Genomic DNA, 22,352 nt, shown 5'->3' with positions numbered 1-22,352 from the left:
TGGGGGAGTGGACATGACCGCCCAGATCGCGCCCGGTACGTCGCCCGCGGCTCGCAAGGCACGGATCGCGCAGCTGTTCGAGCAGGTCATCACGCACAACGAGTTGCACCTCGCGGACGAGATCTTCGCGCCGGACTTCCACTGGCCGCAGTTCGACCTGCACGGCCCGGACGGGGTCCGCACCTGGGTCCGCGACTTCCGCGCGGCGTTCCCGGACGTCGTCGACAGCGTGCAGGAGCAGGTCTGCGAGGGGGACGTGGTGATCACCCGGGTCCGGGTGATCGGCACCCAACTGGGTGACTTCCGCGGGCTGCCCCCCAGCGGCAGGCGGGCGGACTTCACCGCCGTGGGCATCGACCGGTTCCGCGGCGAGCAGGTGGTCGAGCGCACCGCGCTGTTCGACTTCGTCGACGTGATGCGCCAGTTGGGCCACCGCGACTTCACCGACCCGGCGCAGGTGGGATGACCGTGGGCAGGGTGGTGCGGTTCCACGAGGTGGGCGGTCCGGACGTGCTGCGGGTCGAGCAGGGTGACCCCGGGGCGCCCGGTGCCGGTGAGGTCCTGGTGCGGGTCGCGGCGATCGGGCTCAACCGGGCGGAGGCGAGCTTCCGCTCCGGGCGCTACCTGGAGCAGCCCCGGTCGCTGCCCGCCCGCCTGGGAGCCGAGGCGGCGGGCACGGTCGAGGCGGTCGGCGCCGGGGTGACCGGGTTCGCCCCCGGTGCCGAGGTGAGCGTGCTGCCGACGTTCTCGATGAACGACTACGGCGTCTACGCCGACCGCGCGGTCGTGCCGGTGGACTCGCTGGTGCCGCTGCCGGGCGGTGTCGACATGGCCCGCGGCGCCGCGGTGTGGATGCCCTACCTGACCGCGTACGGCGCGCTGGTCGACACCGCCCGCGTCGGCGCGGGGGACGTCGTGGCGATCACCGCCGCGTCGAGCAGCGTCGGGCTGGCCGCGATCCAGCTCTGCCTGCACCTCGGCGCCGTCCCGGTGGCCGTCACGCGTACTGCGGGGAAGGCGGCGGCGCTGCGCGCGGCGGGCGCGGCCGAGGTGGTCGTCACCGAGGAGGAGGAGACGACCGGGGCGCTGCTGCGCCACTCCGGCGGGGCGGGTGTGCGCCTGGTGTTCGACCCGGTGGCAGGCCCCGGGGTCGCCGACCTGGCGGCGGCCACCGCCCCCGGTGGCGTGGTCGTGGTCTACGGCAGCCTCAGCGGCCAGGAGACCCCCTTCCCGCGGGTCGCGGTGGCGAAAGGCCTGGCGCTGCGCGGTTACACCGTGTTCGAGCTGACCAGGGACGCCGAGCGCCGCCGCCGCGGTGTGCGCTTCGTGAACGAGGGGCTGGTGCGAGGGTGGCTGCGCCCCACCATCGACCGCACCTTCGCCCTCGACGACATCGTCGCCGCGCACCACTACCTGGAGTCGAACCGGCAGGTCGGGAAGATCGTGGTGGAGGTGGGCTGAGCCTCACCTGGACGGCGCACAACGGGGTGCGCGTATTCGTGTTGTCAACACGAGGGTGATACGGCAGCATCGGGTGGATGTGACAAACCGACGAACTGCGCGACGGTCGACTGGGGAGTTTTCCGCGCCGCCCGTTCCCGGGGGGTGCGACCTCGCCCTTCAGCGGTATGACACCGGGTTCGCTTGCCCACCGGCCTGTAGGCATGCCTCCGCACCGAGGAGCACACAGCACCGATGACACCCACCGCACCCACTTCCCGCGCCAGGGTCACCAGGTTCCTGCGTGATTGCCAGGCGCGGCTCTCCGCGCTCGACTTGCCCGAGGTCGACAGCATCGCGGCGCTCATCGAGGCCCTGAGCAGACGCACCGGCAGGCCCATCCAGCTGGTGCCGATGGCGCTGGCCGCCTCGCCGTGCTCCGGGCTCTGGCTCGCCGTGGCGGGCACCGACCTCATCGTCTACGAGGCCGGTACGACTGTGCCGCACCAGGAACACATCATCGCCCACGAACTCGCGCACATCGTCTGCGGGCACCGCAGCACCGGGCCTGTCGACGACGAGACCTCCCGGTTGCTGTTCCCCGACCTGGACCCGCTCCTGGTCCGCGACATGCTCGCCCGCGCCGAGTACTCCGACGACCACGAACTCGAGGCCGAGGTGATGGCCTCGCTGATCCTGCTGCGCATCCGGTCGTTCTCAGCGCGCCGCGGCCCCGCGGGCTCGGGCCCCGCGGCCGTGCTGGCCCGGCTGGAACGGTCGTTCGCGCCCGCCGGGGGTGGGGTTTGACCACCACGCTGCACCTGATCTGCCTGCTCATCGGTGCGGCTTTCCTGGTCCTGCGCACCGGTGCGCTGGTGCGGAACCCGCGCGACGTGGCCAACAGCGCGTTCTGCGTCTACGTCGGCTTCTCCGCGCTCGGCTACCTCGTGCTGCTGCCCCCGGTCTACGTCCTCATCGACCGGACGACCGGGGTGCCCAACAGCGCGGGCATGGTCTCCGCGGTGTGCGTGCTCGGGCTGACCGGCGCCCAGCAGGTGCTGATGGCGCACTGGACCTACCCGGCCGAACGGGCCAGGCGGCAGGGCACCGTCCGGGCGCTGCTCGCCGGTGGCATGGTCTTGGCGTTCGTCACCACCTTCTTCCTGTTCATCCCGAGGGTGCAGAAGTTCGACGACTTCTACGTGGAGTACACCCACCAGCTGTCCCAGGCGCCTTACCTGGTCATCTACGCGGTGGCCTGCATCGCCGGGCAGGTCGACGTGGCGCGCAACTGCGCGCGGTTCGCCCGCATCGCCGACCGCTCGTGGCTGCGGACCGGCATGGTGATCACTACGGTCGGCGCGTGCGTGATCCTGGTCTACGGCGCGATCCGGGTCGCCGACATCACCGCGGGCCAGCTCGGCGGTGACCTGCGCTTCCTGGAACCGACGGCGTGGCTGTGCGGTGACGTCGGCTCCGCGCTGGCGCTGATCGGCTGGGCGGTGCCGACGGTCGGGCCGCGGCTGACGCAGCTGGGGGAGTGGTTCGGGGCCTACCGGGCGCACGTCGTCCTGTACCCGCTGTGGAAGGCGCTGTACGACGCGGTGCCCGAGGTGTCGCTCGACCCGCCGAAGTCGCGGCTGCGCGACCTGCTCCGGGTGCGCGACATGGATTTCTGGCTGCACCGGCGGGTGGTGGAGATCCAGGACGCCCGCCGGGCCTTCCGGGCGGAGGTCGACTCCGCGACGGCGCAGCTGGTCGGCGACGAGGCGGTCTCGGGGGACGGCCTGCCCGCCGCCATCGCCGCCGCGCAGCTGCGCGTGGCCCAGGACGGCGGGTCCGAGCGCACAGACCTGGCGGGGGAGGTCGAGTGGCTCACGGCTATGACCCATCGCTTCGTGCTGTACCAGCGGTCGTCGGGGTGACCCCCACCCCGGTGGGCAGCTCCGCCCTGCCCACCACGTCGTAGACCAGGCGCTGGTTGTTGCGCACGCCCAACCGGAGCGCGCTGTCCCGGTCGGCCACCACCGAGACCAGGCTGAACACCACCCGCGCGCCCCGGCGGTCGTACCAGGCGCCCAGGTCGACCGCGGGGTCGGCGGTGAAGTGCCCGGCGTTGTCCCGCAGGTAGCCGAGCAGCAGCTCCCGGCCACCGCCGCCGAACAGGTCCGCGGCGGGCACGACCCGCGCGTCCCGGGCGGAACCGACCACGTAGCCGGTGGTGGGTTCCCGCCCGCTGCGCGGGTCGACGGTGAAACCGTCCTCGGCGCGCACCCGCGCGATCAGGGCGTCCACCCGCGACTCCACGGCGGGGAACGACGGCGGTGGGGCGGGTGTGCCGGAACAGGCCGCGGTGAGGACCACCGCGGCCACCGCCGACGACGGCCGGATGCCGGTCACAGCAGGTCCTCCAGCGCGATCGGCAGCGACCGCACGCGCTTGCCGGTGGCGTGGTGCACGGCGTTGGCGATGGCCGGGGCCACCCCGACCGAGCCGAGCTCGCCGATCCCCCGGGCGCCGATGCCGCTCGCGTGCGGGTCGTACTCCTCGACGAAGGCGACGTCGAGGTCGGGCACGTCGGCGTTCACCGGCAGCCGGTAGCCCGCGAGGTTCTTGTCCACGAACCGGCCGAGGCGGTGGTCGGTGGTGGACTTCTCCAGCAGGGCCTGCCCGATGCCCCACACCAGGCCGCCGGTCATCTGGCCGCGCGCGGTGAGCGGGTTGACGATGCGACCCGCGCTGTAGACGGCCACCAGCCTGCGCACCCGGGGCACCGGCAGGTCGACGTCCACCGCGACCTCGGCGAAGACCGCGCCGAAGGTGTGCATGGAGCGCTGGTTCTCCCGCGGCTCCCAGGAACCCCCGGCGGCGACGGAGTCGACACCGAGCCGGGCGAACAGCTCGTCGAGCCGGAAGACCTCGACCGCGCCGTTCTTGACCGTCAGCTCGATCCCGTCCAGCCGGACCGCCGCGGTCGGGTCGCCGGTGGCCAGCAGCGCGAGCCGGGCGGCGAGCGCCTCGGCGGCGGCGGTGACGGCCGAGCCGACGCTGAGCGTGGTCGAGGACCCGGCGGTCATCCCGGTCCGCGGCAGCGCCGTGTCGCCGAGCCGCAGCACCACCTGCTCCGGCGGGCAGCCCAGCACCTCGGCCGCGAGCTGCGGCATGATCGTGTAGGTGCCGGTGCCGATCTCCTGGCAGCCCGCCTCGACCACCACCCGGCCGTCGGCGTGCAGGCGGGCGCGGGCGGCGGCGGGGAACCGCATGGTCGCCATGACCGCGGTGGCCATGCCCCAGCCGATGAGCTGGTCGCCCTCGCGCAGCGAGCCGGTCGCCCGCGGGCGGTCCGCCCAGCCGAAGCGGCGCGCGCCCTCGGCGTAGCAGGCGAGCAGTCCCTTGGTGGAGAACGGTTTCCCGCTCGTCGGGTCGACCTCGGCGTGGTTGCGCAGCCGCAGCTCCAGCGGGTCGATCCCGAGTTCGCAGGCCACCTCGTCGACGGCCACCTCCAGTGCGAACATGCCCGGACCCTCGTGTGGGGCCCGCATCGGGGTGGGCAGGACGGTGGCCACCGGCGCGACCCGGTGGGTGGTGGTGATGGCCGGGCAGGCGTAGGCGACCCGGCTGCCGTTGGCGGTCATCTCGACGTACTCGCCGTAGGTCGAGGTGGGGCTGAGCGAGTCGTGCCGGATCGCGGTGAACCTGCCCTCGGCGGTCGCCGCCAAGACGAGCCGCTGGCGGGTCGGCGGCTGGTAGCCGTGCGAGGTGAAGCTCTGCGCCCTGGTGAGCACCAGCCGCAGCGCGCCGCCCAGTTCTCTGGCGAGCATCGCCGCGATGACCTGGTGCGGCCAGACGTACCCCTTGCTGCCGAAACCGCCACCGGTGTACTCCGCGAGCACCCGGACCCGGTCCGCGGGCAGGTCGAGGGCGGAGGAGACGACCGCGTGCACGTTGAACACGCCCTGGGTGGCGTCGCGCAGCGTCAACACCCCGTCGCGCCACTCGGCCTGGGTCGCGGAGGTCTCGATCGGGCTGTGGTGCCGCGCCGCGGTCGAGTACTCCGCGCGGAGCACCACGTCGGCCTCGGCGATCCCCGCCGCCAGGTCCCCGACGGTCGTGTCGGCCGGTCCCCACCGGGCGGGCGGGGTGGGGACGGCGGTGTCGGCGACCGCGCGGAAGTCGGTCTCGGCGGACAGTGGCGCGTAGTCCAACCGCACCAGCCCGACGGCTTCGCGCGCCTGTTCGAGGCGTTCGGCCACGACCACCGCGACCGGTTCGCCCTCGTAGTGCACGCGGTTGTCCTGCAACGGAAGCCGCCCGCCGTAGGGGGCGCCGACGGGTGGCCGCAAGCGGGGCGCGTTGTGGTGGGTGAACACCGCCACCACTCCGGGGACGCGTTCGGCCGCTGAGGTGTCGACGGCCGTGATGGTCGCCGCGGGCACGGGGGACGTCACCAGGGCGGCGTGCCGCAGGTCCGCGGCCCGCCACTCCGCCGCGTAGCGGGCGGCGCCGGTGACCTTGGCCGGGCCGTCGACGCGCGGCCGCGCCCCGGTCACCGCGCGCCCCCCGCCGTGAGCACGGCGCGGACCGCCGTGCGGATGCCGACCTCGACCTTGAACGCGTTGCCCGGCAACGCCTCCGCCGCCGCGAAGGACCGCTCGACGGCGGCGCGCACCGGGACGGCGGTCAGCTCGACCCCGACCAGCGCGCGTTCCGCCTCGACCAGCCGCCACGGGCGGGCGGCCACCCCGCCCAGCGCGATCCGCGCCTGGCTGATGCGCTTGCGCCCGTCGACCCCCAGCACCACCGCGCAGGAGACGAGCGCGAACTCGTAGGAGGCCCGCTCGCGGACCTTGAGGTAGCAGGACCGGCTCCCGGCGGGCAGCGCGGGCACCTCGACGGCGGTGATCAGTTCCGCGTGGTCCAGCGCCGTCTCCCGGTCGGGGGTGTCGCCGGGCAGCCGCAGCAGCTCGTCGAGCGCCAGGGTGCGCTCGCCGCCCGCCGAGCGCACCCGCACCCGGGCGTCCGCGGCGGACAGCGCGACCGCCGGGTCGGAGGGGTGGGTGGCCACGCAGTGCCCGGTCCAGCCGAAGATCGCCGCGGCGCGGTGCTCGCCGTCGACGGCGGAGCAGCCGGACCCCGGGGTGCGGCGGTTGCACGGCAGCGCGGTCTCGGCCCGGAAGTACGGGCACCTGGTGCGCTGCAGGAGGTTCCCGCCGATGGTGGCCATGTTCCGCAGCTGCGGGGACGCGGCGGACTCCACCGCCTGCACCAGCAGCGGGTGGCTCGCGCGCACCGCGGGGTCCGCGGCGACCCGGCTCAGGGTGGCGAGCGCGCCCAGGGTCAGGCCGTCCGGGCCGTGCTCCACCGCGCCGAGCCCGGTGCCGGTGATGTCGACGAGCGCCTCGGGGGCCTCGATCCCGTCCTTGAGGAGGGTGAGCAGGTCCGTGCCGCCCGCGACCGGTCGCGCGCCCGGCCGGGCGGCCAGGGCCTCGATCGCGTGGTCGGACCCGGTGGCCCGGACGTAGTCGAAGTCACGCACGGTGCGCCTCCGCCGCGTCCCGGACGGCGGCCACGATCTGCTCGTAGGCCGCGCACCGGCAGAGGTTGCCGCTCATCCACTCCCGGATCTCGTCGTCGCTGCCGGTGTGGCCCTCCCGGACGCACGCGATCGCCGACATGACCTGCCCCGGGGTGCAGTAGCCGCACTGCAGCGCGTCGCGGGCGACGAAGGCCGCCTGGACCGGGTGCGGCGCCCCGACCGTGCCGACACCCTCCACGGTGGTCACCTCCCTGCCCTCCTGCATGACCGCCAGCGCCAGGCACGAGTTGATCCGCTCGCCGTCGACGTGGACCGTGCAGGCACCGCACTCCCCGCGATCACAGCCCTTCTTGGTGCCGGTCAGGTGCAGCACGTCGCGCAGGGCGTCGAGGAGGGTCACCCTGGCCTCCACCTCGATGCGGTGCTCGCGGCCGTTGACCCGCAGGACCAGTGGGATCACGCGGTCTCCCCCACCTTCTGCCTCGGCAGCGACCAGCGGTGGTAGACCACGGCGCCGATGACCGCCGCGATCGCGCCCACGACCGGGATCCAGCGGAATCCGGCCGAGCTGAGCAGGGCGCCGCCGACCGCGGACCCGACCGACGTGCCGAGGTACATGAAGAAGCTGTTCCAGGCCAACACCGAGCCGCTCTCGGTGGGGAAGGTCGCCACCAGCCTGGACTGGTAGGCGGGCAGGCACGGGTAGGCGGTCAGCGCGAACAGGCCGAGGGACACCAGCAGCAGCCAGGCGGGCGCGTGCACCAGCAGGTCGACCACGACCAGGGCGACGGCGAGCAGCAGTAGGCTGGTGACGGCGACCCGGCCCGCGCCGTAGCGGTCGGCCAACCTGCCGCCGCTGAGGCTGCCCGCGACCGCGCCGAGGCCGTAGACGATCAGCGCGGTCGCGATGACACCGGTGCTGAGCCCGGCGACGTCCTCCAGACCGCTGCCGAGGTAGGTGTAGAACGAGTAGACCGCGAACGCCCAGATGCCGGTGACCGAGACCGCCCGGAGCTTGGTGGCCAGCGGCACCCGGCCCGCCCCCGCCTGCGGGGCGACCGCGCCCGCGCCGCGCGGCCAGATGAAGCGGTTCACCACGGCCAGCACCAGCGCCAGGATCCCGATGCCGAAGAAGGCCGACTCCCAGCCGAGGACCGCGGCGACCGCGGTGCCGGTCGGGGCGCCGGTGGTCAGCGAGATCAGGAAGCCCGCCATCGCGGTGGACATCCAGAACCCGCGCCGCGCGGGCGGGGCCGACTGCCCGACCAGGGCCAGCAGCGACGGCGTCACCCCCGCGGCGAACAGGCCCGCGATCACCCGCGCGACCAGCAGCGGGCCGAAGCCGAGCGGCAGACCGGTGAGGATGTTGGCCAGCGCGAAGCCGGTCAGGCCGATGACCAGCACACCGCGCCTGCCGACCCGGTCGGCCAGGGTGCCGCCCAGCGGCGCGCCGACCATGTAGGCCAGGGAGAACGCGGTGACCGACGTGCCCGCCGCGCCGATCGACACGCCGTACTCGCCCGCGATCGCGGGCAGCAGCGGGGAGACCACGAACAGGTCGGTGCCGATCGCGAGCAGCGTCAGGAACGCGACGGCCAGCGGCAGCGGGGAGCTCTTCGGTGCGTCCGGCCCGGCCGCGGTGCTCGGATCGCGGGTCGTCTGGGGTGTGCTCACGGTAACCTCCTGGGGCCTGGGTATAACTACGCTAGCAAATAGTTTGCTGGAATACCATTCACCGGCAAACTACCACCCTTCGTTCGAGGTACGCTGACGGGCATGGACGGCCGAGACGACATCGATCGGATGCTGGGCGAGTGGTCGTGGTCCAGCTACGACCTCGCCCTGCGGCAGATGGCCGTCTCCAAGCGGATCACTCTGTTGGCCAGGCGGTTGGAGCGGCTGGCGACGGATACGCTCGCCCCGCTCGGCCTCGACCCCGGTGAGTTCGAAGTGCTGGCGATCCTGCTGCGCAGCGGCGCCGCGCACGAGCTGGCGCCCAGCGCGCTCAACCGCTGGCTCATGATCTCCGGCGGCGGGCTGACCAAGCGCCTGGCCCGGCTGGAGGAGCGCGGGCTGATCACCCGCAGGCTCGCCCCCGGCGACCGCCGCTCGCTGCTGGTCGCGCTCACCGACACGGGCCGGTCACTGGCCGAGACCGCGGTGCGGGCGCACTCCGCGGCCACCGCCGAGCTGGTCGACCGGGTCGGCCCGGAGTCCCGCGAGCAGCTCTCGGGCCTGCTGCGGGACCTGCTGCTCAGCCTGGACGAGGAGGGTGCCGGGGCGCCCGCCGCCGCGGGCGCCCCGGCCGAGGTCAGCGGGTAGCGCCGAGCACGAAACCGGTCAGCGAGGCGAAGAACCGCTCGTTCTCCTGCGCCGCGAATAGCGGCTTCCACCAGGACTGGAGGTCCTCCGCCGACAGCGACAGCTGACCGGAGGCCTGCGCCTGGGCCAGCTTGCCCTCCAGGGACGCGCGGAAGAAGCCGAACGGCAGCCGCACGGTGTGGGGCGTCACCGTCACCTCGCGCAGCCCGCGGTCAAGGAAGCGGCGCTCCAACTGCCTGCCGTTCCACCCGCTCCGGTGCCCGTCGACCCAGCAGGCCACCAGCTCCCGGGTCGCCGCCCGGTCCGGGTGGTCCACCGCGAGGGTCTCGAAGTCGTAGTCGAACACCGCGAGCCGCCCGCCGGGCCTGATCACCCGCACCAGTTCGTCGTCGGCCGCGTCGAGGTTCGGGCAGTGCTGGCGGACCAGCTTGGCCCGCACGCCGTCGAAGGCGCCGTCGTCGTAGGGCAGCGCGCACATGTCGGCGGTTTCGAAGCGGACGGGCAGGGGCGACCCCGCGCTTCTGGTGCGCGCCTCGGTGACCATCGCCTCGCTCAGGTCGGTGCCGAGCACACCGCCGGTCGGCCCCACGTGCTCGGCGAGCTCCCTGGCGTCGTCCCCGGTGCCGCACCCGACGTCGAGCACGGTGCTCCCGGTCAGGTCGCCGAGCGTGGTGATGAGTTCGCGCCGGACCGCGACGTACTCCGGCAGCGCGTTGGCCAGGTCCATGAAGTGGATGAACCAGGAGGCGTCGGCGGTGGTGTCGACGGCGGTGAACTCACCGACGTCGCCCGTGGTGTCCAGGGTGTCGGTCATGCTGTCTCCTCAGTGGTGCCGGGGGAATCGGTGCTGCGGGAATGCGTGCCGTGGGCATCGGTGCCGTGTGGATCGGGGCCGGTGTCGGACCGGTGCCCCAGGTAGGTCACCGCGGCCAGCACGCGGCGGTGCTCGTCAGCGCGGGGTTCGAGGTCGAGCTTGGCGAAGACGCTGCGCACGTGGGCTTCCACCGTCTTCGGCATCACCCGCAGCCGCTCGCCGATGGCCAGGTTCGAGCACCCCCGGGAGAGCAGGTCGAGCACCTGCAGTTCGCGCTCGCTGAGCCGCTCCAGTGGTGCGCGGGTGGTGGCCAAGGCGGGCCTACGCGACCGCGCTCTTGGCGCGCTGGGTCTCCAGGCGGGTGTCGAGCAGCGCGTACTCCGCGCGCGCCCTGGCCACCGACTCCTCGATCCCGAGCACCACCGGCAGGTCGTGCAGGCGGGTGATCGTCTCCAGCCGCTGCTCGATGGTGCCGCCCACGATGTGGTAGGGCATCTCCAGCTCGTCGAGCGTGCCGAGCAGCATGTCGTCGCAGGTGGCGCGGAAGCGGTCGTTCATCGGCCGGTGCCCGTCCGCGGAGAGCGGGAGTTCGTTGGGCAGGTGGACGAACGCGTCGAAGCTCGCCTTGACGTGCTGCTTGAAGGCGTGCCCGTACTGGGCGACGACCTGCTCGAAGAACAGCATCTCCGCGGAGAGCTCTGAGCGCGGGATGACGTCGAGCCGGTCGGCGGTGACGCTGGGGTTCATCCCGAACAGCACCCGGACCGCGCCGTAGATCCACTCCTGCAGCGACGACCCGTCGGAGATGAACCCGTCCACCAGCCTGCCCTCGTGCACCGCGCGGCCGACGTGCCTGCGCATTGCCAGCTGCAGGAACTCGGCCGGGGTGCACTGGGCGAGCGACTTGCCGGGGACCGCGTCGGGCAGGATCTCCCGGATCGTCTTGGCCAGGGTGCGCGGGAGGCCGGTGTGGTGCGCCAGCGCCATCACGGTGAAGGTCTTGCCCGAGGAGTACGTGCCGGAGATCGCGAGCTTCATGATGTCCTTCCAGTGGTCGGGTCGGGGAGTCGGTGCGCCAGCGAGCTGCGCATGGCCACGCCGCCCAGTTCGCCCGCGACGTCGACGTTGCGCCAGGTCTGCCCGCGCAGCGGGAGCAGGTGGTTGCCGGTGATGGCGGTGCGCGCGGGCAGTTCGCGGTGCCAAGGCCGGGCTCGGTCGACCGCGGTCAGCGTTGTCTGCATCATCCACAGCGTGTTGCTGCTGCCCCTGGTGAGCGAATCCAGTTCGTACATCAGGACCTGCGACAGCTGCAGGCAGACCACGAAGCAGTCCACCATGGACACCGACGGCTGCGACGCACCCTCGATGCCTTCGCCACCGACGGCGGCAGGCTCCTCACGGCGCACGACGGCCGTTGCCACGTGCTCGACCGTGTCGGCGTCGACGTCGCACAGCCGCAGCGCGCGACCGCGGAACCCGTCGCCGTAGTAGCGCTGGGCCGCCGGGCCGAGCAGGTCCGGCAGGGACCGCGCCCGGTCCGGCCACGCCATGCCGCCGTCGACCGGGTGCTCGACCTCGACCTTGGCCCGCATCGCGCCGACCGCGGTGTCCACGACGGACACGAGGCCGCCACCTGCCGCACTGGTCCCGGTCACCGCGGCGGACGCGGGCAGCCCGACCAGGTCCTCCACCGGTGCCATCCCGGCACGCAGGGTGACCTTGCGCAGCCGCATCCGGCGCCGGGCCGGGCCGTCGAGCCGGTGCCGCGCGGCCAGCAGCGCCTCGGCGAGCTGGGCGCCGAGGACCAGGGTGTCGACGCTGCTCAGGTGCGGGCGCAGGTCGACGTCCGCGGACTTGCGCGACCAGTCGGCGGGGTAGCCGACGCTCACCTCGGCCGACAGCTCGGCACCGAGGCGCACGTCGCGGACGTCGTACTCGGCCCGCCGGTACCCGGCGCCGAAGAACCGGGTCGCGCCGGGCCCGAGGTGGTCGTCGATGCTCGCCCAGGACAGGCGGGTTGGTGTCATCGGGTTTCCTCGGCTCTCGTCGGAACGCTTGCCATCGAGTGGGCGCGGCTCACCCCGGCACGGACCGCGGTGTCGCCATCGCCCGCCGGTAGACCTCCGCCAGTTCGTCGAGCGAGCGGACGTCCACGATGGAGACCTCGCCCGAGGCGAACGGGTCGACGCCGAACTCGCCCTCGAGCTGGATCAGCAACCGCGCCAGCATCAGCGAGTTGAGCCCCACCTCGTGCAGCGCGCGGCCGCCGTCGTCGAGCCCCGGGTCGTCGTCGCCACCGGCTTCGACGAGCAGGTGCCGGATCTCGCTGGTGATGACCGCGCGCACGTCGGCGATGGTCAGCATGTGATTCCTCCGTCCACGACGATGGTCTGCCCGGTGATGAACGACGCGGCGGGGGAGACCAGGAACCGCACCGCGTCGGCGACGTCGTCACCGGTGGCCAGTCGCCCCAGCGGGGTGCGGCGGATGATCTTCTCCCGGTTCTCGTCGGTGACCCCCTCGGTGAGCGCGCTGTCGAAGAAGCCGGGGACCACTGAGTTGACCCGGATCCCGAACGCGCCCAGCTCGGTGGCCAGCGCGCGGGTGAACCCGTCCATGCCCGCCTTGGTGGCGGTGTAGACGGCCACGCCCCGGTAGCCGCGCACCGAGTTGATCGAGGAGATGGCCACCACCTGCCCGCCGCCGCGGCGCGTCATCTCCCGCGCGCAGGCCTGGGTCAGCAGGATCGGGGCGAGCAGGTTGGTCGTGACCGTGGCCGTGGTCTGGGCCCGCGGCATGGTCACGAACAGGCCCTGGTGCAGGATGGCGGCGTTGTTGACCAGCAGGTCGACCCCGCCGAAGCGCTCCCGCACCCCGGCGACGAACCCGGTGATGGCGTCCGGGTCGGCCAGGTCGAGCCGCGCCCAGTGGAAACGGTCGCCGCTGTCCTCCTCGGTCTGCTTGGTGAAGTCGTTGGCGTTGCGGCTGAACGTCGCCACCGACCAGTCCTCGGCGAGCAGCCGCTCGACCAGGATCCGGCCCAGGCCCCGGCTGCCACCGCTCACCACCGCCACCCGCGTCCCGGTCACAGCGCGCTCCGGATCTTCTTCATCCGCTCGGAGTGCAGCGGCGTGTCCGAGACCCGCACGACCATCGGCACCTTGTACGCGTCCAGCCTGCCCCGGCAGTACTCGCGCACCCGGCGGCTGACGGCGCGTTCGTCCTCCGCGCTGTGCAGCGACACCGTGGCCTGTACGACCATGCCGGTCACGTGGCTGGTGCGCCCCGCCACCGTCGCCTCGGCGATGTTGCCGATTTCCAGCAGGATGTTCTCCACCTCGCCGGGGTAGACCTTCTCCCCGCCGACGTTGATGATCTCCGAGCGGCGGCCGAGGATGCGCACCCACTCGCCGTCGGTCTGCACGACGTCCTGGGTGTTGAAGAAGCCGTCCGCGTCGAACGGCGCGGGGGCGTTGAGGTAGCCCAGCATCGCCATCTCCGAGCGGATCCAGAGGATGTCGTCGACGATCCGGTGCTCGAACCCGGCGTCGCCGAGCTTGACCCACAGCGTGTCGTCACCGCGCGACCTGGTAGGCAGGATGCCCAACTCGGACAGGCCGTAGGTCTGCTTGAGGCGCACGTGCGGCAGCGCCGCCCCGATGCCGCGCAGCGTGCGCGGCGGCATCGGCTCGGTCCCGTAGGTCAGCAGTTGCAACGAGGACGTGTCGTACCGCTCGCAGGTGCCGGAGATCAGCACCATGTTGAGGAAGGTCGGTGTCGTCGGCAGCACCTGCACCCGGTGCGCGGCGATGGCGGCGAAGACCGCGTCCGGGGTGCGCTCCGGGACGGTGATCAGCGCGCCGCCCTGACTCAGGGTGTGCAGCAGGGTGTTGACCCCGCCGATGTGGTCGAGGTTGAGGAACGACAGGGTCCGGCGCGGGCGGGTCGGCGGTCCGTAGCGGTTCAGGACCTTGGTGAAGTCGAGCACGGACGCCTTGCTGCGCCCGGAGGTCCCGGAGCTGAACAGCACCAGCCCGGGTGTGCCCGCGCCGCGCAGGCGGTCGTAGAGCGGGTGGGCCGCGGTGCGCCCGGTGACGACCGGGTCGCCGCCGTCGGCCGGGGTCAGGACCACCTCGACCTGCGCGATCTCGTGGAACTCGGCGCGCTTGGCCGCGGGCACCGCGGTGAGCGGGACCACGATGGCCCCGCGGTCGACCAGCGCCAGCAGCGCCGCGCAGACATCGGGGGAGTGGACGCCTTCCAGCGCGACCACGTTCCCCGCCCGCACCCGCGCGCGGTCCAGGCGGTCTCCCCAGTGCCGCACCAGGTCGGTGAGCTCGCGGTAGCTCACCACCCGGTCGTCGACGACCATCGCGTCCGCGGCGCCGAAGTCGGCCAGCGCGGCCAGGAACGGATGACTCATGGATCTCCCCGATCGGTTCGGCGGCCGCGGCCGCTGCCCATCTTTCGGTTGATTCAGTCGACTCGTGTCCAGCCGGTCGCCCCGCACGGCGCACGGGCCGCGCGGTGACGATTCGAGGAGCTGCCCCCAGCTCAGAACCGGTACGTGTCCTCAGTGGTCAACTATTGGGCGACGCTGCTCAACCAGCCGTTGACTCGCTCAAAGCTAGCCGCGTCGAACCCTCCTGACAAGTGACCGGCGACACAGATACAATCAACTGACAGTTGAATGGGGTGCGCAACAGGAGGACTCATGACGGCTGACAGAGATCGGCCAATGCTGTCCGTCCGGCTCGACGAGCTGTTCCACACCAGTCGCCCCGGCGGCCGCCGGTGGACCAACAGCGAGGTGGCGGCCGAGATCAAGCGCGCGGTCCCCACGCTCAAGGTCAGTGGTGCCTACCTCTCGGCCATCCGCACCGGCAAGCGCACCAACCCGGGCCCCGAGCTGGTCGCGGCCCTGGCGAACTTCTTCGGTGTGTCCCCGGCCTACTTCGTCGACCCGGCCCACGCCCGGCAGGCCGACCGGCAGCTCGCGATGCTCGACGAACTGCGCCAAGCGGGCGTCCGCTCGATAGCCCTGCGCGCGGTCGGCCTCCCCGCGGAGAGCCTCGACGCGGTCGCCGCGGTCCTGGACCAGATCCGCAAGGCCCAGGGCCTCCCTCCGGTGGAAGAGAAGCCCGAGCCGCACCAGCCCCCGGACCCGTCCGAATCGTGACGGGCCCGGGGCTGGTGGCCTCGGAGTTGATGACCTGGCCGGTGATCCACTCGCTCTCGTCGGAGGCGAGCCAGCGGACGAGGCGGGCCACGTTCGACGGCTGGCCCCAACGCCCGGCGGGGAGGCGGTGGCCGACGCTCGCGGTGAGATCGGGGGAGGCCCAGCCAGCGTCGACCGGACCCGGGTTGATCGCGTTGACGGTGATCCCCCGCTCCACCGGGGCGTCGGAGAGGGTGGGGGTCATCCGGTGGGTGGCGCCCTAGCTGATCGTGTACGGGAGTTCACGGGTCATCGGACCCAAGTTGCTGGCCTGAGGTGAACAGGATGACCCGGTCGCCCGGCTGGGTGTCGTCGTGGGCCGCGGCGAAGGCCTGGGCCGGCAGGACGCTGGCGCGGGCGTTGACCGCCCAGGTCAGGTCCAGCTCGGCGGCGGTGACCCCGGCCGGGGTCTGCTCCGAGCTGCGGACGTGGTTGGCCACGACCACGTCGACGGCCCCGAATGCGGCCACCGCGGCCGCCATCACCCGGGCGTGCGCCCCCGGCTCGGCGAAGTCGGCGGCGACGTGGCGCAGCCGGGGCCCTCGCTGCCCAGCAGGTCGACGATGCCCGCGTCGCCGACGGGATCGGCACCCCACGGCTGTTCCGCGTCGTGCGGTGACCACGAATGCACGAGCACCGGTGCTCCCGCTGCCACCAAGTTCGCAGCGACCGCGAAGCCGATGCCCGCCCGCCTGCCGACACCGATCGCCACCGCGACGCGGCCCGCCAACGGCCCTTCGGAGTTCTCCACCCCGCCGATGCCAGGTCCGTTCCGCAGCCGAGGACACCGCCGCGCTCAGGCGGGCATCGGCGTGTCGGCGGCAGCGATGGCGCGGCTGGCGGATGCTGTTCCGGCGGAACGCCTCCCCGGTCTGCTCGCCGACCTCGATCGCCTGTCGGCCGCGTTCAACGGGTGAAGGGGCCTTTCCGTCCACGCCGGGATGGCAACCGCGTGCCGGGCGCCGAGACCGCGGAATTGTCGTGCTCGGTGCTCATCGCGGTGGGATGATCTTGCGTGCCCGCATCTCGTCGAAGATGCGCGGGAACATCTCGGTCGTGTCGACGTGGTGGTGGAAGCCGTGGCGGCGGGCCTTGGACCCGTCGGCGATGAAGTCGTAGTCCCAGGAGAACACGGCGTCGCCGAACGCCCAGGACGACACGTCCCGATACGGCGTGGGCGCCAGGTCGTGCTCGGCGGTGATCTCCCGCCACACCTGCTCCTTGTCGGCCATGACGGTGGCGAGGCTCATCGGCAGGCCGGGTGCGACCGGGAGGTCGAAGTAGTCGGCGATCCGGGGCCACATCTCCTCCCAGCGGAACAGGTCGCCGTTGTTGATGTTGTAAGCCTGGTTCGCGGCAGCCGGGTCGGTGGCCGCCCACACCATCGCTTCCGCGAGCAGCCCGGCGTCGGTCATCTCGATCAACGAGCGGTAAGCACCCGGTTTGCCGGGAAAGCGCAGCGGAACGCCGAGGTGTTTGGAGATGGTGGCGTAGACGGCGATGACCATCGCCAGGTTCATCGGGATGCCGAGCGCGAAGCCGCACACCACCGACGGCCGCAGCGCCGACCAGGTCCAGTCCTTGCCCCGCTGGGCCCGCTCGACGAACGCCTGCTGCTCGACGTTGAACTCGGGCGGCATGTGCGGCGGGTCGTCCTCGCGGGCTGGGGTCTTGAACGGTCCCAGGTGCGCGCCGTAGACCTTGTACCCCTGCATCAACTGCACGTGCCGCAACCCGGCGGCCACCGGCTCGACCGCCTCCAACACGTTCACCAGCATCCGCTGGTTCGGCTCGACCAGGCCCGCGAACGTCGGAGCGTCCTGGTAGGCGGCGTAGAACACGTGGGTCACGCCGGTCAGGCCCGCGAGCTTCGCCCGCGTGTCGTCGGCGTCGAGCAGGTCGACGCTGATGTGCCGCACCCGCTCCGACCCCTCGCCTCCCCGCCGGGACAGGCCGATCACCTGCCAGTTGCCCAGCCCTTCCAGGTGGTGGACGAGGTTCCCCCCGATCACCCCACGGGCTCCCACGACCAACGCCACGTTGTCCGACAAGACCAACCTCCGATCGTCATATCGGAATTTTCCGATGCTTGAAGCTAGCACGCTTCATCGAGGAATGGCGATACCTCGGTACACTGGGGCTGTGAGCAACGCTGAGCTGGACGACCTGCTGGAGGTGTGCAAGGCGCTGGCCAACCCCACGCGCTTGCAGATCATGGGCTGGCTGCGCGACCCGTCCGACCACTTCGCGCCGCAGGCCGACCCGGTGGAGGAAGTCGGGGTGTGCGTGAAGCAGATCCAGGAGAAGGCCGGGATCTCCCAGTCCACCGCATCGCAGTTCATGTCGGTGCTCCAGCGCGCCGGACTGGTCGAGAGCACTCGGATCGGGCAGTGGACCTACTACCGCCGCAACCGCGAACGCATCGCCGCGCTGCCCGAACTCCTCAGCGCCAGCCTCTGAGCGCCAGCCTTTGGGCGACGTCCGGGCCGCCGGGAGTCAGGGCCTGGTACCCGAGTTCATTCGGTGGGGGTGGGTCACCGTAGTGCGTGGTGACCCACCCCTCGGTCCTGCGGGTCAGCGGCTGAGTCGGGTGATCAGCTCGCGGACGGCGATCCGGGGGACCGGCAGGGCGACGCTGGGTCGCTTGCTGTCTCGGACGGCTGCGAGGTCTTGCCGCAGTTCGACACATTCCCCGGTGCTGCCGGAACGGGATGACTTGCGCCACTCCATGATCACAACCTCTCTCGTAGTCGCTCGATCATACTGCGGCTTTCCGCACCTGACAGGGCCACACGATCGAGCGCGGAGCGCATGCTCTCATAGGCGTGCACCTCGGTGTCGTGCAGATAAACACTGCTTCCGTACAGCTCGACGTAGAGTATCGGCGCCGATTCGGAGAAGTGCAGCAACAGCCACGGATGCAGCAACAGTCGGTGCGGCACCCGGCCCCGCACGATACGGACAGTTCGGCCTTGGCTGGAGGCGTGAGCCAAGTGGCCCAACTGCTCCCGGAACGCATCGACGCCACCGAACGACATGTACAGGGCGCTCTCGTGGAGGAAGGCCACATAGTCGACCTTGGGCAGCACCCCCTGTCGCCGCAAGCGGGCGAGCCAGAGCAACTTGGCGTCTTCCGGCGCAACACCATCATCAGTCATCAAGCCCGTGGCGTACCGCTCGGTTTGCAGCAGCCCGGGGATGAAGCTGAATGACCAGGTCGTGATTGCCCTGGCCGAAGCCTCGTGGCTGGCGAGTGTTCCCACGTCAGGCAGCACTCCGGGGAGTGGGCGAGCCCACCAACCGGCCTGGACTCCTGAGCGGGCGCTTTCGATCAGTTCCTCGCGTTGGGCCGCCGGGACGCCGTAGGTGGTCAGGATGACCGCCACGTCCTCGCTGGTGATGTGGCGCTTGCCGTTCTCGGTGCGGCTCAGGGTCGCTGCCGACCAGCCGATCGCCTGGGCGGCGGCCTCCAGATTCAACGCGGTCTGCTGCACCCGGACCGCTTTGAGCTGGGCGCCTATGGTTCTGTCCCGCGCCTGCGGGTTCTTCCTCTGGCCGGACACGGCTTCCTTTCCACCCCTGCAAGGACGCGTGTGCGCCGAAGCGGGGAATCTACAGTGTGGGTCGCATCCGGCGGGGCGGCTCATCATCAGGTGTTCGGCACCGAACCGCTGTTGCACCATACGCAACGCGTTCACACTAGGAGAAACCGGTACAGCACAACGAATCGACGGTCCGGTCGACTCGGGAATTCACTCGTTCGGCGGGGTGAAACAGAACTCCACTGTGGACGACACGGCTATCCACAGTGGAGTTCAGAATGGTGGGTCGAGGCGGGACAGGACCTCGGTGGTGATCGCTTCCAGGGCGGCGACCTGGTCGGGGGACAAGCCTGCGAAGACCGTTCGGCGGACGGTGGCCGCGTGGGCGGGGGCCGCCTTCTCGATGGCCTCGCGGCCCGCGTCCGTCAGGACCGCGTAGGCGCCCCGGCGGTCGGTGGTGCACTCCTCGCGCACCACCAGGCCCCGGCGCTGCATGCGGGCCAAGTGGTGGGACAGCCTGCTCTGCTCCCACTGCAAGTGCTCGGCGACCTCGAACACCCGCAGGCGCCCGCCGGGGGTCTCCGACAGTTGGACCAGCACGTCGTAGTCCGCCATGGACAGTGACGAGGTCTGTTGCAGGTCGCGGTTGAGGCGGTTGCCCAGCCGTGCCGTCATCTGCAACAGACCTCGCCACGCCCGTTGTTCGTCGTCGGTCAGCCATTCGGGTTCCGGCACGGTCAGGCTCCGTGTAGGAGGGTTTCGAACGGAACCGGGTCGGCGAACGGGTCGGGTCGGGTCGCCGGGGGGCGGGCTGCCACCAGGTCGGCCAGGTCGGTTCCGGCTCGACGCACGCGGTCGGCCAGGGCCTCGTCGCCGCCCCAGTCCTCCGAGGCGGCGAACACCGCCGTGGGGGCGACCACCGCTCGCAGGTAGGCGAACAGGGGGCGCATCGCGTGCTCCAGGACCAGGGAGTGCCGGGCGGTTCCCGCTGTGGCGCCGAGCAGGGTGGGCTTGGCGGTCAGCGCGTCCTTGTCCAGCACGTCGAAGAAGGTCTTGAACAGGCCGCTGTACGACGCGGCGAAGACCGGCGTGACGGCGATCAGGGCGTCGGCGCCGGTCACCGTGTCCACCGAGTGGCGCAGGGCCTCGTTGGGGAAGCCGGTGACCAGGTTGTCGGCGAGGTCGCGGGCGTGCTCGCGCAGTTCCACGACCTCGACCGACACCTCCACCCCGCGTTCGCGCAGGGCCTCGACGGTGGCTGTGGTCAGGCGGTCGGCCAGCAGGCGGGTCGAGGACGGGACCGACAGGCCCGCGCTGACCACGGCCAGGGTGCGCTTCATCGGACCTGGGCCTCCTCTCGGGCCTGGCCGGTGACGTCGTCACCGGCGCCGTGCACGGTGCTGTCCTTCGCCCCGCCCGCTGCGGCGACGCGGGAGGCGTGCGTGGGGGCGTCGGGGACGTGGGCGGGCTTGAGGGCGGCGAACTCGCGGCGCAGGACCGGGACGACCTCCTCGCCGAGCAGGTCGAGCTGTTCCAGGACCGTCTTGAGCGGCAGGCCCGCGTGGTCGATGAGGAACAGTTGGCGCTGGTAGTCACCTACGTAGTCGCGGAAGCCGAGGGTGCGGTCGATGACCTGCTGGGGGCTGCCCACCGTCAGTGGGGTCTCGCGGCTGAAGTCCTCCAGGGACGGGCCGTGGCCGTAGACCGGGGCGTTGTCGAAGTACGGGCGGAACTCCTTGACCGCGTCCTGGCTGTTCTTGCGCATGAACACCTGCCCACCCAGGCCGACGATCGCCTGGTCGGCGGCGCCGTGGCCGTAGTGCTCGAAGCGGCGGCGGTAGAACTCCACCATGCGCTGCGTGTGCTCCTTGGGCCAGAAGATGTGGTTGTGGAAGAACCCGTCGCCGTAGTAGGCGGCCTGTTCGGCGATTTCCGGGCTGCGGATGGAGCCGTGCCACACGAACGGCGCGACGCCGTCCAGCGGGCGCGGGGTGGAGGTGAAGCCCTGCAGCGGGGTGCGGAACTTGCCGCTCCAGTCGACGACGTCCTCGGTCCACAGGCGGTGCAGCAGTGCGTAGTTCTCCACGGCCAGTTCGATGCCGGTGCGGATGTCCTTGCCGAACCAGGGGTAGACCGGTCCGGTGTTGCCCCGGCCCATCATCAGGTCCACCCGCCCGGCGGCCAGGTGTTGCAGCATCGCGTAGTCCTCGGCGATCTTCACCGGGTCGTTGGTGGTGATCAGCGTGGTCGCGGTGGAGAGCTGCAAGCGGCTGGTCCGCGCGGCGATGTAGCCCAGGGTGGTGGTGGGGGAGGAGGTGAAGAACGGCGGGTTGTGGTGCTCGCCGAGGGCGAAGACGTCGAGGCCGACCTCCTCGACCTTCTCGGCGATGGTGACGACGGCCTTGAGCCGCTCCGCCTCGCTGGGCGCGCGACCGGTCGTCGGGTCGGTCGTGATGTCGCCTACCGAGAAGATGCCGAACTGCATGGGACCCTCCTGCTCACTGCGTGCCCTGCCGAAAGTACATGATGTGTCATGTACCCCCTTCAAGGCGCTGACCGGCCCGTTCATTCCCGGGGTGACGCGGGGCATACCGGGGTGTGCGGCAGTGACTTCCCCATCGGCTCGACGGGTGTTGTGTTAGTTGCTCCCAACTGCGGAAACACGGCCTCAAAAGATCGGATCGGGGCTATCTTGCGTGTCGTCCGACGAGAGGACCTCCCGGGTGTCCTCACCGGCACCACCCCACCCGGATCGCTCAGGAGCCCACCGTGTCAAGCCGCCTGTACCCCCGCCCCGCCACCCACGCGGGGTACATCGTGGGCACCGTCCTCGCCTCGGCCCTCGTCCTCCTCATGCTGTTCTTCGGGTTCGTGGGCGGGTACACCCTCCACAGGGTTGTCCTCGTGGTCCTCTACACCCTGGCGGCCTTGCGCGCCGCCCGCCTCGCGGTGTTCCCGTTCGTCGTCCTCGAACGCGACGGCCTGGTCGTGCGGATGACCTGGCGGACGCTGCGCGTCCCGCTCGGCGACATCGCCGCCGTCGACCTCCGCCCCGCCGCGAGCCGCAACGCCGCGGGCGACCGGTTCAACCCGGCCATCACCCGGACCGACGGCACCGAACTGGTACTGACCAAGGCGGCGTACCGCCTCGACTCGGCCTACCAGTGGCGCGTGCAGGACTTCTTCGAGGAGGTCGAGCGCCGCAGGCCCGTCCGACCACACGCGAACCTGGACGCATCAACCCCGCGATGACGGGTAGCCACCCGGCATGGCGAAGACATTCCACAAGGGTGACCGGGTCCGCTGGGACGCGGGGAACCAGAGTTCCGTCGGCACGGTCGAGGACGTCATCACCAGCGACACCCACGCGGGCGGTCGGGACGTGAAGGCGTCGAAGGACGAGCCGCAGTACCTGGTGCGCAGCGAGAAGTCAGGCCGGACCGCCGTCCACCACCCGGACAAGATCCATCCGGCCTGACT

At 71.6% G+C, this 22,352-nt stretch carries 30 protein-coding genes and 1 pseudogene; 10 read left to right on the top strand and 21 right to left on the bottom strand.

Going from position 1 to position 22,352, the window contains the following annotated elements; translation table 11 throughout:
- The first annotated feature begins 13 nt into the window (after window positions 1-13).
- From UO65_RS11465 to UO65_RS11450, 4 genes are all read left to right on the top strand, one after another.
- On the top strand, window positions 14-466 hold the full coding sequence (locus tag UO65_RS11465) for an ester cyclase (RefSeq protein WP_052021031.1): 453 nt from the start codon (window positions 14-16) through the stop codon (window positions 464-466).
- Window positions 463-1,461, top strand: a complete 999-nt coding sequence (locus tag UO65_RS11460; RefSeq protein WP_233427537.1) for a zinc-dependent alcohol dehydrogenase family protein — start codon at window positions 463-465, stop codon at window positions 1,459-1,461. Before UO65_RS11465 ends, UO65_RS11460 begins: the two co-directional genes overlap by 4 nt.
- A 234-nt stretch (window positions 1,462-1,695) precedes the next feature.
- Window positions 1,696-2,247: a hypothetical protein gene (locus UO65_RS11455; protein WP_035281559.1), complete on the top strand. Its 552-nt coding sequence runs from the start codon at window positions 1,696-1,698 to the stop codon at window positions 2,245-2,247.
- Entirely contained in the window at window positions 2,244-3,365 is a 1,122-nt protein-coding gene (locus UO65_RS11450) for an MAB_1171c family putative transporter (protein WP_035281558.1), read from the top strand. The genes UO65_RS11455 and UO65_RS11450 overlap by 4 nt, the downstream gene beginning before the upstream one ends.
- Here UO65_RS11450 and UO65_RS11445 read toward each other — a convergent pair.
- The 5 genes from UO65_RS11445 to UO65_RS11425 are packed head-to-tail and all read right to left on the bottom strand — an operon-like array spanning window position 3,322 to window position 8,650.
- The gene (locus UO65_RS11445) at window positions 3,322-3,840 is read right to left on the bottom strand and encodes a hypothetical protein (protein ID WP_035281556.1); all 519 of its coding nucleotides are present in this window, start codon (window positions 3,838-3,840) and stop codon (window positions 3,322-3,324) included. The genes UO65_RS11450 and UO65_RS11445 overlap by 44 nt on opposite strands.
- Window positions 3,837-5,990: a xanthine dehydrogenase family protein molybdopterin-binding subunit gene (locus UO65_RS11440; RefSeq protein WP_035281555.1), complete on the bottom strand. Its 2,154-nt coding sequence runs from the start codon at window positions 5,988-5,990 to the stop codon at window positions 3,837-3,839. Before UO65_RS11440 ends, UO65_RS11445 begins: the two co-directional genes overlap by 4 nt.
- Entirely contained in the window at window positions 5,987-6,976 is a 990-nt protein-coding gene (locus UO65_RS11435; protein WP_035281554.1) for an FAD binding domain-containing protein, read from the bottom strand. Before UO65_RS11435 ends, UO65_RS11440 begins: the two co-directional genes overlap by 4 nt.
- Window positions 6,969-7,436 (bottom strand): (2Fe-2S)-binding protein, encoded by a 468-nt coding sequence (locus UO65_RS11430; RefSeq protein ID WP_035281553.1) that lies wholly within the window; start codon window positions 7,434-7,436, stop codon window positions 6,969-6,971. The genes UO65_RS11435 and UO65_RS11430 overlap by 8 nt, the downstream gene beginning before the upstream one ends.
- Window positions 7,433-8,650 (bottom strand): MFS transporter, encoded by a 1,218-nt coding sequence (locus UO65_RS11425; RefSeq protein WP_052021030.1) that lies wholly within the window; start codon window positions 8,648-8,650, stop codon window positions 7,433-7,435. The genes UO65_RS11430 and UO65_RS11425 overlap by 4 nt, the downstream gene beginning before the upstream one ends.
- Window positions 8,651-8,752: 102 nt before the next feature.
- Between UO65_RS11425 and UO65_RS11420 the strand changes: the two genes are divergently transcribed.
- Complete coding sequence (locus UO65_RS11420; RefSeq protein WP_052021029.1) at window positions 8,753-9,298, top strand: MarR family winged helix-turn-helix transcriptional regulator; 546 nt, start codon at window positions 8,753-8,755, stop codon at window positions 9,296-9,298.
- On the opposite strand, the gene UO65_RS11415 is transcribed toward UO65_RS11420, so the two are convergent.
- From UO65_RS11415 to UO65_RS11385, 7 genes are read right to left on the bottom strand one after another with little or no spacing between them, the layout of a single operon-like run.
- Window positions 9,288-10,112 carry a methyltransferase domain-containing protein gene (locus tag UO65_RS11415; protein ID WP_035281552.1) on the bottom strand — a complete coding sequence of 275 codons (825 nt, stop codon included), beginning with the start codon at window positions 10,110-10,112 and terminating at the stop codon, window positions 9,288-9,290. The two genes, UO65_RS11420 and UO65_RS11415, sit on opposite strands and share 11 nt — an antisense overlap.
- Window positions 10,109-10,426, bottom strand: a complete 318-nt coding sequence (locus UO65_RS11410) for a helix-turn-helix domain-containing protein (protein WP_052021028.1) — start codon at window positions 10,424-10,426, stop codon at window positions 10,109-10,111. The genes UO65_RS11415 and UO65_RS11410 overlap by 4 nt, the downstream gene beginning before the upstream one ends.
- A 7-nt stretch (window positions 10,427-10,433) precedes the next feature.
- Complete coding sequence (locus UO65_RS11405) at window positions 10,434-11,150, bottom strand: AAA family ATPase (protein WP_035281551.1); 717 nt, start codon at window positions 11,148-11,150, stop codon at window positions 10,434-10,436.
- A complete protein-coding gene (locus UO65_RS11400) occupies window positions 11,147-12,139 on the bottom strand; it encodes an AvrD family protein (protein ID WP_035281550.1) in 993 nt (330 codons plus the stop codon). Before UO65_RS11400 ends, UO65_RS11405 begins: the two co-directional genes overlap by 4 nt.
- A gap of 49 nt (window positions 12,140-12,188) precedes the next feature.
- Window positions 12,189-12,476 (bottom strand): phosphopantetheine-binding protein, encoded by a 288-nt coding sequence (locus UO65_RS11395; protein ID WP_035281549.1) that lies wholly within the window; start codon window positions 12,474-12,476, stop codon window positions 12,189-12,191.
- A complete protein-coding gene (locus UO65_RS11390; RefSeq protein ID WP_035281548.1) occupies window positions 12,470-13,201 on the bottom strand; it encodes an SDR family NAD(P)-dependent oxidoreductase in 732 nt (243 codons plus the stop codon). Before UO65_RS11390 ends, UO65_RS11395 begins: the two co-directional genes overlap by 7 nt.
- A complete protein-coding gene (locus UO65_RS11385; protein WP_035281547.1) occupies window positions 13,198-14,535 on the bottom strand; it encodes a class I adenylate-forming enzyme family protein in 1,338 nt (445 codons plus the stop codon). Before UO65_RS11385 ends, UO65_RS11390 begins: the two co-directional genes overlap by 4 nt.
- Before the next feature lie 291 nt (window positions 14,536-14,826).
- Between UO65_RS11385 and UO65_RS11380 the strand changes: the two genes are divergently transcribed.
- Window positions 14,827-15,291: a helix-turn-helix domain-containing protein gene (locus tag UO65_RS11380; RefSeq protein ID WP_035281546.1), complete on the top strand. Its 465-nt coding sequence runs from the start codon at window positions 14,827-14,829 to the stop codon at window positions 15,289-15,291.
- 40 nt (window positions 15,292-15,331) lie between these two features.
- Here the strand turns inward: UO65_RS11380 and UO65_RS38835 are convergent.
- The 3 genes and pseudogenes from UO65_RS38835 to UO65_RS38825 all read right to left on the bottom strand — a co-directional run.
- Window positions 15,332-15,535 (bottom strand): annotated as a pseudogene (locus UO65_RS38835) (SDR family oxidoreductase); the annotation flags it as partial.
- Between the two features lie 37 nt (window positions 15,536-15,572).
- The gene (locus tag UO65_RS38830; RefSeq protein WP_324608965.1) at window positions 15,573-15,800 is read right to left on the bottom strand and encodes a hypothetical protein; all 228 of its coding nucleotides are present in this window, start codon (window positions 15,798-15,800) and stop codon (window positions 15,573-15,575) included.
- Between the two features lie 11 nt (window positions 15,801-15,811).
- Complete coding sequence (locus UO65_RS38825) at window positions 15,812-16,081, bottom strand: hypothetical protein (RefSeq protein WP_063935928.1); 270 nt, start codon at window positions 16,079-16,081, stop codon at window positions 15,812-15,814.
- A 7-nt stretch (window positions 16,082-16,088) separates the two neighbouring features.
- Between UO65_RS38825 and UO65_RS37355 the strand changes: the two genes are divergently transcribed.
- The gene (locus UO65_RS37355) at window positions 16,089-16,247 is read left to right on the top strand and encodes a hypothetical protein (RefSeq protein WP_200873366.1); all 159 of its coding nucleotides are present in this window, start codon (window positions 16,089-16,091) and stop codon (window positions 16,245-16,247) included.
- Window positions 16,248-16,322: 75 nt separating this feature from the next.
- Here UO65_RS37355 and UO65_RS11370 read toward each other — a convergent pair whose 3' ends face one another.
- Window positions 16,323-17,381: an SDR family oxidoreductase gene (locus tag UO65_RS11370; protein WP_200873360.1), complete on the bottom strand. Its 1,059-nt coding sequence runs from the start codon at window positions 17,379-17,381 to the stop codon at window positions 16,323-16,325.
- 64 nt (window positions 17,382-17,445) lie between these two features.
- On the opposite strand from UO65_RS11370, the gene UO65_RS11365 reads away from it, so the two are divergent.
- Window positions 17,446-17,790: an ArsR/SmtB family transcription factor gene (locus tag UO65_RS11365; RefSeq protein ID WP_052021027.1), complete on the top strand. Its 345-nt coding sequence runs from the start codon at window positions 17,446-17,448 to the stop codon at window positions 17,788-17,790.
- A 114-nt stretch (window positions 17,791-17,904) separates the two neighbouring features.
- Here the strand turns inward: UO65_RS11365 and UO65_RS34540 are convergent, their stop codons facing one another.
- The 5 genes from UO65_RS34540 to UO65_RS11345 all read right to left on the bottom strand — a co-directional run bounded on the left by UO65_RS34540 (window position 17,905) and on the right by UO65_RS11345 (window position 21,357).
- Window positions 17,905-18,060, bottom strand: a complete 156-nt coding sequence (locus UO65_RS34540) for a DUF397 domain-containing protein (RefSeq protein WP_084175471.1) — start codon at window positions 18,058-18,060, stop codon at window positions 17,905-17,907.
- 2 nt (window positions 18,061-18,062) lie between these two features.
- A complete protein-coding gene (locus tag UO65_RS33215) occupies window positions 18,063-18,893 on the bottom strand; it encodes a helix-turn-helix domain-containing protein (RefSeq protein WP_052021026.1) in 831 nt (276 codons plus the stop codon).
- A gap of 252 nt (window positions 18,894-19,145) precedes the next feature.
- On the bottom strand, window positions 19,146-19,607 hold the full coding sequence (locus tag UO65_RS11355; RefSeq protein ID WP_035281541.1) for a MarR family winged helix-turn-helix transcriptional regulator: 462 nt from the start codon (window positions 19,605-19,607) through the stop codon (window positions 19,146-19,148).
- A gap of 2 nt (window positions 19,608-19,609) precedes the next feature.
- A complete protein-coding gene (locus UO65_RS11350; protein WP_035281539.1) occupies window positions 19,610-20,212 on the bottom strand; it encodes a CE1759 family FMN reductase in 603 nt (200 codons plus the stop codon).
- Window positions 20,209-21,357 (bottom strand): LLM class flavin-dependent oxidoreductase, encoded by a 1,149-nt coding sequence (locus UO65_RS11345; RefSeq protein ID WP_035281537.1) that lies wholly within the window; start codon window positions 21,355-21,357, stop codon window positions 20,209-20,211. Before UO65_RS11345 ends, UO65_RS11350 begins: the two co-directional genes overlap by 4 nt.
- 284 nt (window positions 21,358-21,641) lie before the next feature.
- Between UO65_RS11345 and UO65_RS11340 the strand changes: the two genes are divergently transcribed.
- Together UO65_RS11340 and UO65_RS11335 are read left to right on the top strand one after the other, a co-directional pair.
- Window positions 21,642-22,124 (top strand): hypothetical protein, encoded by a 483-nt coding sequence (locus UO65_RS11340; RefSeq protein ID WP_035281535.1) that lies wholly within the window; start codon window positions 21,642-21,644, stop codon window positions 22,122-22,124.
- A gap of 16 nt (window positions 22,125-22,140) precedes the next feature.
- Entirely contained in the window at window positions 22,141-22,350 is a 210-nt protein-coding gene (locus tag UO65_RS11335; protein ID WP_035281533.1) for a hypervirulence associated TUDOR domain-containing protein, read from the top strand.
- Window positions 22,351-22,352: the final 2 nt, after the last annotated feature.

This window comes from Actinokineospora spheciospongiae, assembly GCF_000564855.1.
GTDB lineage: Bacteria > Actinomycetota > Actinomycetes > Mycobacteriales > Pseudonocardiaceae > Actinokineospora > Actinokineospora spheciospongiae.
The sequence above is the reverse complement of the archived record's forward strand: the minus strand, read 5'-3'. Positions and strand labels throughout refer to the sequence as shown.